The sequence below is a fragment of the Companilactobacillus kimchiensis genome, from assembly GCF_001438805.1.
GTDB classification, from domain to species: Bacteria; Bacillota; Bacilli; order Lactobacillales; family Lactobacillaceae; genus Companilactobacillus; species Companilactobacillus kimchiensis.
The window spans coordinates 77,548-90,515 of record NZ_JQCF01000004.1 but is presented as its reverse complement, the minus strand read 5'-3'; the positions used below and the strand labels follow the sequence as shown (position 1 = coordinate 90,515).

At 37.6% G+C, this 12,968-nt stretch carries 12 protein-coding genes; 8 read left to right on the top strand and 4 right to left on the bottom strand.

Annotated elements, in window-relative coordinates:
• Nucleotide 1 precedes the first annotated feature (1 nt).
• The 4 genes from IV57_RS03500 to def all read right to left on the bottom strand — a co-directional run bounded on the left by IV57_RS03500 (nucleotide 2) and on the right by def (nucleotide 3,611).
• Complete coding sequence (locus tag IV57_RS03500; RefSeq protein WP_057880111.1) at nucleotides 2–952, bottom strand: diacylglycerol/lipid kinase family protein; 951 nt, start codon at nucleotides 950–952, stop codon at nucleotides 2–4.
• Nucleotides 953–1,000: 48 nt separating this feature from the next.
• A complete protein-coding gene (rnjA, locus tag IV57_RS03495; RefSeq protein WP_057880110.1) occupies nucleotides 1,001–2,692 on the bottom strand; it encodes a ribonuclease J1 in 1,692 nt (563 codons plus the stop codon).
• Nucleotides 2,693–2,695: 3 nt separating this feature from the next.
• Nucleotides 2,696–2,908 carry a DNA-directed RNA polymerase subunit epsilon gene (locus IV57_RS03490; RefSeq protein WP_057880109.1) on the bottom strand — a complete coding sequence of 71 codons (213 nt, stop codon included), beginning with the start codon at nucleotides 2,906–2,908 and terminating at the stop codon, nucleotides 2,696–2,698.
• Between the two features lie 139 nt (nucleotides 2,909–3,047).
• Entirely contained in the window at nucleotides 3,048–3,611 is a 564-nt protein-coding gene (def, locus tag IV57_RS03485) for a peptide deformylase (protein ID WP_057880108.1), read from the bottom strand.
• A 249-nt stretch (nucleotides 3,612–3,860) separates the two neighbouring features.
• Here def and IV57_RS03480 point away from each other — a divergent pair, with 249 nt between their 5' ends.
• From IV57_RS03480 to typA, 8 genes are all read left to right on the top strand, one after another.
• Nucleotides 3,861–4,859 carry a D-2-hydroxyacid dehydrogenase gene (locus IV57_RS03480; protein ID WP_057880107.1) on the top strand — a complete coding sequence of 333 codons (999 nt, stop codon included), beginning with the start codon at nucleotides 3,861–3,863 and terminating at the stop codon, nucleotides 4,857–4,859.
• Nucleotides 4,860–5,010: 151 nt separating this feature from the next.
• Nucleotides 5,011–6,114: a thiamine pyrophosphate-dependent dehydrogenase E1 component subunit alpha gene (locus IV57_RS03475; RefSeq protein WP_057880155.1), complete on the top strand. Its 1,104-nt coding sequence runs from the start codon at nucleotides 5,011–5,013 to the stop codon at nucleotides 6,112–6,114.
• Nucleotides 6,115–6,116: 2 nt separating this feature from the next.
• The gene (locus IV57_RS03470; RefSeq protein ID WP_057880106.1) at nucleotides 6,117–7,094 is read left to right on the top strand and encodes an alpha-ketoacid dehydrogenase subunit beta; all 978 of its coding nucleotides are present in this window, start codon (nucleotides 6,117–6,119) and stop codon (nucleotides 7,092–7,094) included.
• 24 nt (nucleotides 7,095–7,118) lie between these two features.
• Entirely contained in the window at nucleotides 7,119–8,399 is a 1,281-nt protein-coding gene (locus IV57_RS03465; protein ID WP_057880105.1) for a 2-oxo acid dehydrogenase subunit E2, read from the top strand.
• Nucleotides 8,400–8,405: 6 nt separating this feature from the next.
• Complete coding sequence (gene lpdA, locus IV57_RS03460; RefSeq protein ID WP_057880104.1) at nucleotides 8,406–9,833, top strand: dihydrolipoyl dehydrogenase; 1,428 nt, start codon at nucleotides 8,406–8,408, stop codon at nucleotides 9,831–9,833.
• Between the two features lie 124 nt (nucleotides 9,834–9,957).
• Nucleotides 9,958–10,248, top strand: a complete 291-nt coding sequence (locus tag IV57_RS03455) for a UPF0223 family protein (protein ID WP_057880103.1) — start codon at nucleotides 9,958–9,960, stop codon at nucleotides 10,246–10,248.
• Nucleotides 10,235–11,014 (top strand): inositol monophosphatase family protein, encoded by a 780-nt coding sequence (locus IV57_RS03450; RefSeq protein WP_057880102.1) that lies wholly within the window; start codon nucleotides 10,235–10,237, stop codon nucleotides 11,012–11,014. The genes IV57_RS03455 and IV57_RS03450 overlap by 14 nt, the downstream gene beginning before the upstream one ends.
• A gap of 58 nt (nucleotides 11,015–11,072) precedes the next feature.
• On the top strand, nucleotides 11,073–12,932 hold the full coding sequence (gene typA / locus IV57_RS03445; RefSeq protein ID WP_057880101.1) for a translational GTPase TypA: 1,860 nt from the start codon (nucleotides 11,073–11,075) through the stop codon (nucleotides 12,930–12,932).
• Nucleotides 12,933–12,968 lie beyond the last annotated feature (36 nt).

Sequence of the window (12,968 nt, the reverse complement as noted above, 5' to 3'; positions counted from 1 at the left end):
TCTAAGCTTCTTTTTTGATGGGTAACCAAAATAATTGTTGGCTGATGTGAAAGGTTAAAGCAAATTTGTGTTGATTCAATTCTTCACCATCCATTTGTCCTTGTTGCTTGGTTTGATTCATCAGAGTGAACTTTTTAGTTTCAATATGCCAGACATTTTTATCCTGAAGATGTGAACCATTGAATAAGAGGCGGCCAAAGAGTTTAACAAAAGTTAAACCAGTGATTTTATTGACTACAACTAGATTTAAATGATGGTTGAAAGGATCAGCGGTTGGGTCAATCGCAAATCCCCCACCAAAATAAGGGTGGTTGGTGGCAACAACAATATATGCTGAATCGAAGTATTTCTTGTGTTCCTTAAAGGTAACCTTTAAACCGAAGGCTGGTTGACGTTTGATGACTTTTAACAAATTAGTAAAATATGATAAAGTTCCCAGATGCATCTGATTAAGAAATTCTTTTCGCTTTGAATGATTGGTGTAATAAACTGTATTGGCGTCAAAACCGATGCCGATATTATTGATAAAGTAATGTGAAAAATTTTCGCCAGTTGCATAACCGACATCAATTTTTCGGGGCTGTTCCATTGAGAGGATGGCTTGCATTAAAATAACGGGGTCTTTAATTTTTAATTTAATACCACGGCAAAAATCATTGCCAGAGCCACCTGGAATATAACCTAGGGCAGTATCAGGGAAATGAGAACTTTTTATACCATTAACAGCCTGATTGAGAGTTCCATCGCCACCAATGACGACAATCTTTGAAGTTAATAGTTTAAGATCGGCTAATTGTCGAGCAATTCTTATGGCATCACCATCTTTTTTGGTTAAATGAACCTCGTATTCCAAAGAAATTTTGTCTAAAAACTCAGTAATTGTCCGACAAGCGTTTTTAGAACGACCATTGCCGGCATGTTGATTGAGAATAATTTCAATTTTATCTGTCATCTTAATTCCTTTAAATAAAAAAAGTAGATCAAATGATCTACTTTTTAGTTAGATTGAAGTTCCGATTAACATTGGTAAGATCACAGGATTTCTTTCAGTACGTTTGTACAAGAATTCTTGTAATCCTTCAATAATAAGACGTTTGAGAATTGCTTCAGTAACAGGATTTTCTTCATCATCGAAAGCATTCTTAATTAAGTGGAAAACACGTTTTTGTGCTTGGTTGATCAATTCACCAGATTCACGCATATAAACAAAACCACGGGAAAGAATATCTGGTCCAGCTAGGACAATATGTTTTTGATAATCAATAGTTGCAACTACTACGACCATTCCTTCTTCTGAAAGAACACGACGATCATGGATCACAACGTTACCGATATCACCAACACCCTTACCATCAACGTAAACATCTCCAGCAGGGAAGTGACCAACAACATGAGCAGTGTCTTTAGTAAGTGCCAAAACATCACCGTTTTCCAAAAGGAAGGAGTGATCTTGAGGAACATCACAAAGCTCGGCTAACTCAGTATGAATCTTTAACATCCGGTATTCACCATGAATTGGCATAAAGAATTTAGGTTTCATCAAGCGAAGCATTAATTCTTGTTCCTCTTGGCCACCATGACCAGAAGCATGGATATTATTAACTTTACCATGAATAACTTCCGCACCAGCTTCAGAAAGTTGGTTGATCAAGTGGTTAACACTGATAGTGTTACCAGGAATAGGATTACTTGAGAAGATAACTGTATCACCAGGTTGAATTGTGATCTGTCTGTGGGTACCGTTAGCGATACGACTCAAAGCAGCTAATGGTTCACCTTGTGATCCAGTACATAAAATCAAGGTTTCGCTTGCAGGTGTCTTGTTCAAAGCATGAGGATCAATCAACATATCATCAGTGATATTGAGGTAACCCAATTCACGACCATTTTCAATTGCTTGTTCCATGCTTCGTCCAAAGACCGCAATCTTACGACCTTGTTGAATAGCCGCATCAACCGCTTGAGAGATACGATAAATATTTGAGGCGAAGGTAGCGAAAATAATCCGACCTTGAATAGTTTCAAATATTTGATGAATTGTTAAACCAACAGAACGTTCTGACTTAGAGAAGGTAGGTATTTCAGCGTTAGTACTATCTGATAGTAAACATAAAACACCCTTAGCACCAAGTGCAGCCATTTTTTGTAAGTTAGGTGCTGGTAATCCAGCAACTGGAGTTAGATCAAATTTGAAATCTCCAGTTTCAACGATAATTCCTTGTGGTGTATGAACAGCAACACCAAGAGTATCAGGAATTGAGTGAGTTGTTCTAAAGAATGAGACACTCATCTTGGGGAATTTGATGACATCGTCTTCACTAAGAACATGCATTTCGGTAGTTCTTAGTAAATCGTGTTCTTCCAATTTACCCTTAATCAATGCACAAGCTAATGGACCGGCATAAACTGGTATATTGGGAAGTTGTTGAAGAAGATATGGAATACCACCAATATGATCTTCGTGACCGTGGGTAATAAATAATCCCTTGATCTTATCTTTGTTTTCTACTAAGTAACTGTAATCGGAAATGACATAGTCAATTCCTAAGAGTTCATCTTCTGGAAACTTGATTCCGGCATCAATAACGATCAATTCGTCTTGATATTGAACTCCGTACATATTTTTACCGATTTCGCCAAGGCCCCCGATGGCAAAAACAGCAACTTCATTATTTTTAACTTTAAAGGCCATTAATTAAAGCTCCGTTAATTTGAATTCAGGGTTTTTCTTCTCGTATTCTAAATGCTTTTCATCGAGTTCCTGAATAAATTCAATTTCGTAGTTGGTTTTTTGTTCAACTGCTTGACGTACCTCAATACTTGAAGCAGCGTCCATGTATAGTGAATGTGTAAATTCACGACGGGGGTTATCTAGTTCACTTGTTTGATATAAAACTTTATAAATCAATATAGTTTTCTCCTTTAATCGAATTAAATGAAACAAGTCAGTTTCATTTGACGTTTTTTCCAGTCCATTTGTGCAGTATTCAATAGATAGCACAATTCTACCATATCTACTATGGTAAGTATACTTATGGAATTTTGAATTAAGAAATCACAACAGTACTTGGATCGATTTCAAATGGTTCCTTTTTGTCGATCTTGTCATAGTATAAATGACCATTTAAATGGTCGATTTCGTGTTGACAAACAATAGCAGGGTAACCCTTAACACGCAAGGTTTGTGAGTTACCTTCAAAATCATCATATTTAATAGTAATACGATCAGCTCTAGGGACGAATCCAGGAACATCTTTATCAACGGAGAGACAACCTTCACCTTCGGATAGAGCGGCACGTTGGACCGAGTTTCTAATGATAACAGGATTGATCAAGGTGATTTTTAGAAGTGGTTTTTCCTCATCTTCATCATCGTCAGGAACGAGAACTGCGGCCATCATTTCGGAAACACCGACTTGAGGTGCGGCCAAACCAACACCAGCTCTTAATTGATGTTTTTCAGCATAATCTTGGTCTTGACTCTTAACAAGATATTCCATCATGTTTGCAGCCAAAGCCTTATCTTTATCACTTAGTGGAAATTGAACTTTTGCGCCAACTTCTCTTAAAACGGGATCGCCATCACGGACGATATCTTTCATAAAATACATAGTTTCCTCCAAATGTTTAATTGTACAAAATTACCTTAGTATATCTATTATAGATTATTTTTCTAAAAAAATAGAAACATTTGAAAAAATATTTTTTCATCATTTCAAAGTAAACGCTGACATACTTTTGATATGACTCACAAGGGTATATCTTTGTGGTATTCACCGGCAAGATGATAAAATATTAATTGTATATGTTACCGATTTCATGTTGGAAACATAAAATAGGTACCGTTGGAGGTTTTACAAATGAAATTAATTGATTTTGGTGTCAGGGAAGATGAGAAGAAATATATTCAAGAATGGTCCCAAGACAATAAGATTGAAGTAAAAATCGTTTCGGAATTGTTAACACCGGAAACAGTTCAGTGGGCAAAAGGCTATGATGGCATTGTTGCCTATCAACAATTACCATATGATGAAAAAATTTTTGACACAATGAATGAACTTGGAATTCATGTCATTTCATTGAGAAATGTCGGAGTTGATAATGTTCCTATTGAGGCATTGAAGAAAAATGATATTCGTTTAACGAATGTTCCCAGTTATTCACCTGAAGCAATCGCAGAGTATTCAGTGGCTGGTCTAATGGCACTTTTGCGAAATCTCAAACATATGATCAGAAAAGTTGATAAACATGACTTTAACTGGGCTCCTGATATTGGTCGCGAATTAAATGAATTAACAGTTGGGGTTGCTGGGACTGGAAGAATTGGTCGCGCAGCAATTAAAATTTATCAAGGATTTGGTGCAAAAGTTATTGCATTCGACAAATTTCACAATCCTGAGATTGAAAAAGAGGGGCTATATGTAGACAGTTTGGATATTTTGCTCAAGCAGTCTGATGTAGTAACTCTACATATTCCAAGCTTAGGTAAAGGTCATTCGGTTATTAATGCTGAAACTATTTCAGAAATGAAGGATGATGCAATCGTGGTTAATACAGCCCGTGGTGATCTCATCAATACCAAAGATCTCTATGACGCCGTAGCCAATGGCAAGCTCTATGGTGCGGTGATGGATGTTTATGAAAATGAAGTAGGTATTTTTAATACTGATCTGAGCAATCAGGAATTTTCTGATCAATTATTGGATAAAGTAATCAAGAGTCCAAGATTCATCCTAACGCCACACATCGCTTTCTATACGACTAAAGCGGTTAAGAATATGGCAACCATTTCTTTAAATTCAATGGTCGACGAATTAAAGACGGGTAAGTCTGAAAATGAAATTGATTTAGATAAATAGTTACTTTTTTCACAATCATTAAACAAATTTTTTTAAAGCGATGAATGCCTAAACTACTTGTTTTTTGACAGATCAATGTTAGACTAAAATTATATGAAAGCCCTTACAATATTCACAAGGGATGAGTTTTTTTATGAAAGGACTGTGGAGAATGGCAAATAAACCAATTGTTGATTTTGAAGCAATTAAAAATAACTTATCAAATGTTTCAAAACCCATTCAAGTATTGAATGAAAACGCAGAAATAACAGATCAAGAGATCTTTGATACTTTTTCAGATGATGATCTTGTAGAATTTATGAAAAAGATGGTTTGGGAGCGTGCATTACACGAACAGACTATGAACTTCTCACGTCAAGGACGCATGGGCTTCTATGCACCTACTGAAGGTGAGGAAGCTTCAGAGATGGGAACTGTTCTAGCAATGAAGAAACAGGATTATTTATTGCCTGCTTATCGTGATGTTCCACAATTGATCCAACATGGTGCTACTGTGACTGAAGCATATCTTTGGTCAAGAGGTCATGTGATCGGAAATAAATTTAAGGCACGTTCAATGATGCCACAAATTATCATTGGGGCCGCTTACGTTGAAGCCGCCGGTGTTGGTTTGGGAATCAAGAAGAACAAAGAAGAAGATACAATTGCCTTTACCTATACAGGTGATGGTGGTACTTCTCAAGGTGATAGTTATGAAGGGATGAACTTTGCTGGAGCTTATCAAGCACCAGTACTCTTCATTGTTCAAAATAATGGCTTTGCCATTTCAACACCTCGTGTTAAACAAACTGCTGCACCAACATTAGCTCAAAAAGCTGTTGCTGCTGGTATCCCTAGTGTCCAAGTTGATGGTATGGATATCTTAGCTTGTTATGCCGTTGCTAAAGCTGCTCGTGATTATATGGTAGCTGGTAATGGTCCAGTCTTGATTGAAACTTTGACATATCGTTTCGGTGCTCATTCAAGTGCTGGTGATGATCCTAAACGTTACAGAACTAAGGAACAAGAACAACCTTGGTTTGAAAAGGATCCGTTGATTCGTTTAAGAAAAGTTTTGACTGACAAGGGATTATGGTCAGAAGAACAAGAAGATAAATTAACTGATGAATATAAAGCCTCATTTAAGGAATCAATCAAGGAAGCAGACGCTGTTCCCGCTGATACAGTTTCCGATATGTTGAAACGTACTTTCGAAATTCCAACTCCAGAAATGAGAAAAGAAATCGATAAATTTGAAGCAAAGGAGTCGAAGTAAAAATGGCTAAGAAAACTTACATTCAAGCAATTACAGATGCCTTAGACATTGCTCTGGAAGACGATCCCAAGACATTGATTTTCGGTGAAGATGTTGGTAAAAATGGTGGTGTTTTCAGAACTACTCAAGGTCTTCAAGAAAAATATGGTGAAGACCGTGTCTTCGATACTCCATTAGCAGAATCAGGTATTTTAGGATTAGCAACCGGTTTAGGTTTAACGGGCTGGCGTCCAATCCCTGAAATTCAATTTATGGGCTTTTCATTTGAAGCGGTTGATCAAATTGCTGGTCAATTAGCTAGAATGCGTTTCCGTTTCGATGGAACTAAGAATGCTCCTGTTACGATCCGGACACCTTACGGTGGTGGTACTCATACTGCTGAAATGCACGCCGATAACTTGGAAAACTTCTTTACTGGAATTCCCGGATTGCGGGTAGTAATGCCAAGTAATCCATATGATGCTAAAGGATTATTGATTTCATCAATTGAAAATAATGATCCAGTATTATTTATGGAAAATCTAAAATTATATCGTTCAATGAAAGACGATATTCCTGATGGTAAATATACCGTTCCTTTGGATAAAGCAAATGTTGTTCGTGAAGGAAACGATGTTACTATCGTCGCTTATGGTGCAGAAGTTAATGAAGCACTTAAGGTAGCTGATACTTTAGCAGAAAAGAACGTTTCGGCTGAAGTGATCGATCTTAGAACAGTTTCACCAATTGATACTGATACGATTTTTAAATCAATCGAAAAGACTCACAAAGTTGTAATCGTTCAAGAAGCTCAAAAGATGGCTGGAGTTGGCGCTCAAGTTGCTTCAGCTATTGCCGAAGATGCTATTCTTTCTCTCGATGCACCAATTGGTAGAGTTGCCGCCCCAAATAGTGTTTATCCATTTGCACTTGGTGAGGATATTTGGATTCCACGTGCTAAAGAAATTGAAGAAAAAGTAAATGAAATTCTCAACTACTAATTAATCGAAGGAAGGGAAAAAACTATGGCATACAAATTTAAATTACCAGAGCTAGGCGAAGGTATGGCCGAAGGTGAAATTGCTAGCTGGCTAGTAAAAGAAGGGGACACCGTTAAAGAAGATGATTCCCTGGTAGAAATTCAAAATGATAAATCAGTTGAAGAACTACCTTCTCCAGTTGCCGGAACAATCAAGCAAATCGTTGCTAAAGAAGGAGATACCGTTGAGATCGGTGATACATTGATCGTGATCGATGATGGTTCTGCTGATACCGGCGATGATGCAGCACCTGCACCAAAGTCTGATGAAAAATCAGCACCAGCAGCAACTACTGCATCAAAAGCCGCCGCACCTGCTACTGGTTCCGCTGACACACACTACTTAGCAATGCCATCAGTTCGTCAATATGCTCGTGACCAAGGCGTTGACCTTGCACAAGTTACACCTAGTGGTAAGCATGGACAGATCACTAAGACCGATATTGATTCCTACAAGAGTGGCAATCCAGCTGCTGTTGCTCCAAGTTCTACAGCTTCAGCTACAACATCGGCTCCCGCTGCACCTGCACAGCCAATCACACCATATAAGTCAGCTACCCCAGAACTTGAAACTCGTGAAAAGATGTCACTTACTAGAAAAGCAATTGCTAAGGCAATGTTGACAAGTAAGCATACAGCTCCACATGTAACTAGTTTTGATGACGTTGAAGTATCTGCTTTGATGGCTAACCGTAAGAAATATAAGGCTATTGCCACTGACAAGGGTATTCATTTAACATTCTTGCCATACATTGTTAAAGCACTAGTTGCTGTTATGAAGGCTTATCCTGAATTGAATGCTTCAATTGATGATTCAACTGAAGAAATTGTTTACAAACATTATTACAATGTTGGAATTGCTACAAATACTGAACATGGACTTTATGTTCCGAATGTTAAGAATGTTGATTCCAAAGGGATGTTTGAAATTGCTAAGGAAATCACTGAAAATTCCCAAGCCGCTTATGATAATAAGTTGAGTATGGATAAGATGTCCGGTGGTTCAATTACAATCAGTAACGTTGGTTCAATCGGTGGTGGCTGGTTTACTCCAGTTATTAATTACCCAGAAGTTGCTATTCTAGGAGTTGGTAAGATTGCCAAAGAACCATATGTTGATGAAGACGGCAATATTCAAGTAGGTAATATGTTGAAGTTATCATTAAGCTATGATCACAGATTGATCGATGGTGCCTTGGCACAAAATGCTTTGAACCTCTTGAAGAAATTGTTGCACGATCCAGATATGTTATTAATGGAGGGCTAATTTAAAATGGCAGAAAACGTAATAGAAAAAGATACCGTTATTATTGGTTCAGGCCCTGGTGGTTACGTTGCAGCAATCAGAGCTTCAGAATTAGGACAAGATGTAACTGTAATTGAAAAATCAGATACAGTTGGTGGAGTCTGTTTGAATATTGGCTGTGTGCCATCTAAAGCTTTGATCACTGCCGGTCATAGACTTCAACAAGCTAAGGATTCTTCAACTTATGGAATTACAACAAGTGATGCCACAATCGATTTTACGAAGACTCAAGCTTGGAAAGATGAAAAAGTAGTGGCTAGAATGACCAACGGAGTTCAAATGTTATTGAAGAAACACCATGTTGAACTTATCAACGGTGAGGCTTATTTGGACAGCGATACACAACTACGTATCATGCCAAGTGGTCCTAGACAATTCATGGACAATGGTGGTGGTCAAACTATCAAGTTCAAGAATTTGATTTTGGCAACTGGTTCACGTCCTATTGAAATTAGAGGTTTCAAGTTTGCTGATCGGGTGATCGATTCAACTGGTGGTTTGAACTTAAAAGCTGTTCCAAAGGAATTTGTCATCATCGGTGGCGGTTATGTCGGAACAGAATTAGCTGGTGCTTATGCTGACCTTGGTTCTCATGTAACGATCCTTGAGGGATCTCCAAGTATTATCCCTAATTTTGAAAAAGATATGGTTTCAATTGTTAAAAAGAACCTTGAGAAAAAAGGCGTTACAATCATTACTAACGCAATGGCTAAAAAGAGCGAGAACAAAGGTGACAGTGTTGATGTCACTTATGAAGTTGATGGTCAACCTACAACAATCACTGCTGATTACTGTATGGTAACTGTTGGCCGTCGTCCAAATACAGATAATTTTGGACTTGAAATGACAAATGTTAAGTTAACTGACCGTGGACTTGTTGAAGTTGATGAACAAGGAAAGACATCAGTTGATCATATTTATGCTATTGGTGATATCACACCTGGACCAGCATTGGCTCACAAGGCCTTCTTTGAGGCTAAGACCGTTGCTGGAGCAATTTCTGGTAAACATACTGCAAATGACTATATCAGCGTTCCTGCTGTTTGTTTTACCGATCCTGAGCTAGCTACAGTGGGGCTAACTGAAAAAGATGCTAAAGACAAAGGTATCGATGTCAAAGTTGCAAAATTCCCATTTGCCGGTAATGCCCGTGCTGTCTCTTTGGATGCAGCTGAAGGATTTGTCAAATTGATTGCTGAAAAGGATAGTGGCACACTCTTAGGTGGTCAAATTGTCGGCCCTGGTGCTAGTGATTTGATTTCTGAATTAAGTGTTGCTGTAAACTGTCAATTGAATGCTGAGGATATTGCTTTAACTGTTCATCCACATCCAACACTAGGTGAACCTATTCAGGAAGCAGCCGATATTTTGATTGGCTACCCAACTCATATTTAAAATTAGATTATATTTAGAAACCGAAATAGTTTGTTTCGTATACTAAATAATTGATTTACTAAAAAAGCGATGCATTTGTATCGCTTTTTTTGTATAGTAGAGTAAACGTGAAGGGAGTTATTCTATGCAAGATAATTACAGTTATCCTCTTGATGAAACTTGGACACAAAGTGAAATGGTGACCGTCATTGATTTGTACAATGCAGTTGAGAAAGCATACGAATCGGGCGTAAAAAGAGATGAATTTTTGCAAAAATATCGCTCATTTCAGCAAGTAGTTCCCATGAAAATGGAACAAAAGAGATTAGATAAAGAATTTGAATTAGAATCAGGTTATTCGATCTATCAAGTTTTTAAACGTTGTCAACAAGCTAAAAATAGCGAGAAAGTCAGGATTCAAAATGAAAGTAGATAGTAAAAAAATCGATGGTTTTTTAGTTAAACTTTTGACTCGAGTTGGAGAAAATTTACGAAGTGATTCTATTCAAAAAATGTCAGTTGCTACTAAAAAAAATCGCAATGATTTAGTGACAAACTTTGATAAAAAAACTGAAAAGTTTATTAATGGCGAAATTAAACAAGCATATCCAGAGGCTACAATTGTTAGTGAAGAGGGTTATGGCGATCTAGTTAAGGATATGTCAGGACTAGTATTTTTTGTCGATCCTATTGATGGAACCATGAATTTTGTGAAGCGTGGAGATAATTTTGCATCAATGATTGGCGTTTACATCGACGGTGAACCACTAATTGGTGCTATTATAGATGTTATGGATAATGAAATTTATCATGGTGGTAAGGAAATTGGATTATTTGTCAACGATAAGAAGATCGATGATCCAAAGAATCTACCTTTGGTAGAAGGGCTTGTTGATGTATCTGCTCCAATGGCGTTGTCAAACAGATTTTCTGTTCAAGACGTTATTAAAAAGAGCAGTGGCTTTCGAGTGTACGGAAGTGCCGGAATAATTTTTGGTCACCTTCTGACTGGAAAAGAAGTCATGTATATGTCATACTTAGCTCCTTGGGATTTAGCCGCTGGACGCGTTATGTGTGAGGCAGTAGGGATGAGTGTCGTAGGTATTGACGATGCCCCATTAAATATGTTAAAATCACAAGTCGTAATAGTTGGTACTCAGAAAGTTGTTTCTGAAGCGCTTGAGACACTAAAAACGCGTTAGTGAACTGTGACAGTCATTCACAGTTTTTTTATTGCAAAACATTATAAACATTGTATTTATGGAAGGAAGAACTAACTTGACTAAGATAAGAGAAGATATTAGAAACATTGCGATCATCGCCCACGTTGACCACGGTAAAACTACATTAGTTAACGAAATGCTTAAACAATCAGACACATTGGATTCACATTCAGAGATTCAAGATCGTGCCCTTGATTCAAACGCTATTGAAAGAGAACGTGGTATCACAATCCTTTCAAAAAATACAGCTGTTGATTATGATGGCAAGAAAATTAACATTTTGGATACTCCAGGACACGCCGATTTCGGTGGTGAAGTTGAACGTATCATGAAAATGGTTGATGGTGTATTACTTGTTGTTGATGCTTATGAAGGAACAATGCCACAAACACGTTTTGTTTTGAAAAAGGCTTTGGAACAACATCTAACACCAATCGTTGTTATTAACAAAATTGATAGACCAGGTGCTCGTCCTGCAGAAGTTGTTGATGAAGTTCTTGAATTATTCATCGAATTAGGTGCTGACGATTCACAACTTGATTTCCCTGTTGTTTATGCTTCAGCTATCAACGGTACTTCAAGTTATGATGCAGATCCTGCTAAACAAGAACACACAATGAACCCTGTCTTTGATACAATTTTGAAGACAATTCCAGCTCCAATTGACAACTCAGACGAACCTTTACAATTCCAAGTTGCCTTACTAGATTACAACGATTATGTTGGACGTATTGGTATTGGACGTATTTTCCGTGGAAAGATTGCCGTTGGTGATTCTGTTACGGTTATGAAGCTTGATGGTTCTACAAAGAATTTCCGTGTTACTAAATTGTTTGGTTTCATGGGTCTAAACCGTGTTGAAATTCAAAGTGCTAAAGCCGGAGATCTTATTGCCGTTTCTGGTATGGAAGATATCTACGTTGGTGAAACTGTTACACCAGTTGACCATGAAGAAGCACTTCCATTGCTACGTATTGATGAACCAACACTTCAAATGACTTTCTTACAAAACAACTCACCTTTCGCTGGTCGTGAAGGTACAGAAGTTACTGCTAGAAAGATCGAAGATCGTTTAAGAAGACAACTACATACTGATGTTTCTCTTAAAGTTGAGAACACAGACCAAGCCGGTTCATGGTTAGTTTCAGGTCGTGGTGAACTTCACTTGTCAATTCTTGTTGAAGAAATGCGTCGTGAAGGTTTCGAATTACAACTATCACGTCCAGAAGTTATCTACAAGATGGTTGATAACAAGAAATGTGAACCTTTTGAAGAGGTAACTATCGATACACCTGACGAATATGTTGGATCAGTTATTGATTCAATGTCACAACGTAAAGGTGATATGCAAAACATGGAAAGTACTGGAAATGGTCAAACTCGTTTGATCTTCAGTGCACCATCACGTGGTTTGATTGGTTATTCAACAGAATTCCTTTCAATGACTGGTGGTTACGGAATCTTGAACCACACATTCTCAGAATACAAACCAGTTGTTAAGAACTGGAACCCTGGTAGAAGAACTGGTGCTTTGGTTTCAATTAACCAAGGTCCATCAACTACTTACTCACTACAATCTGTTGAAGATCGTGGTAAGTTATTCATTGGTGCCGGTATTGACGTATATGAGGGTATGATTGTTGGTGAAAGTAGTCGTGATCAAGATATCGCCGTTACTGTTACTAAGGGTAAGAACCTTACAAATACTCGTGCATCTGGTAAAGATCATGCTGCTGCTATCAAGACACCTAGAGCTATGTCACTAGAACAATCTATCGAATTCCTAAACGAAGACGAACTTTGTGAAGTAACACCTAAGAGTGTTAGATTACGTAAGAAGATCTTGAGTACAAATGATCGTAAGAAGTTTGATAAATCAAAGAAAAACCAAAAGTAATTTAAAACTTAAAAGAGGGGTTAGGGACATTTGTCC

Bases quoted from the DNA above. Each gene is read 5' to 3' on its own strand.
- IV57_RS03475 (WP_057880155.1), top strand. From the start codon at position 5,011: ATGGCAAATAAACCAATTGTTGATTTTGAAGCAATTAAAAATAACTTA.
- IV57_RS03465 (WP_057880105.1), top strand. From the start codon at position 7,119: ATGGCATACAAATTTAAATTACCAGAGCTAGGCGAAGGTATGGCCGAA.
- typA (WP_057880101.1), top strand. From the start codon at position 11,073: ATGGAAGGAAGAACTAACTTGACTAAGATAAGAGAAGATATTAGAAAC.
- IV57_RS03470 (WP_057880106.1), top strand. From the start codon at position 6,117: ATGGCTAAGAAAACTTACATTCAAGCAATTACAGATGCCTTAGACATT.
- IV57_RS03455 (WP_057880103.1), top strand. From the start codon at position 9,958: ATGCAAGATAATTACAGTTATCCTCTTGATGAAACTTGGACACAAAGT.
- IV57_RS03500 (WP_057880111.1), bottom strand. From the start codon at position 952: ATGACAGATAAAATTGAAATTATTCTCAATCAACATGCCGGCAATGGT.
- lpdA (WP_057880104.1), top strand. From the start codon at position 8,406: ATGGCAGAAAACGTAATAGAAAAAGATACCGTTATTATTGGTTCAGGC.
- IV57_RS03450 (WP_057880102.1), top strand. From the start codon at position 10,235: ATGAAAGTAGATAGTAAAAAAATCGATGGTTTTTTAGTTAAACTTTTG.
- rnjA (WP_057880110.1), bottom strand. From the start codon at position 2,692: ATGGCCTTTAAAGTTAAAAATAATGAAGTTGCTGTTTTTGCCATCGGG.
- def (WP_057880108.1), bottom strand. From the start codon at position 3,611: ATGTATTTTATGAAAGATATCGTCCGTGATGGCGATCCCGTTTTAAGA.
- IV57_RS03480 (WP_057880107.1), top strand. From the start codon at position 3,861: ATGAAATTAATTGATTTTGGTGTCAGGGAAGATGAGAAGAAATATATT.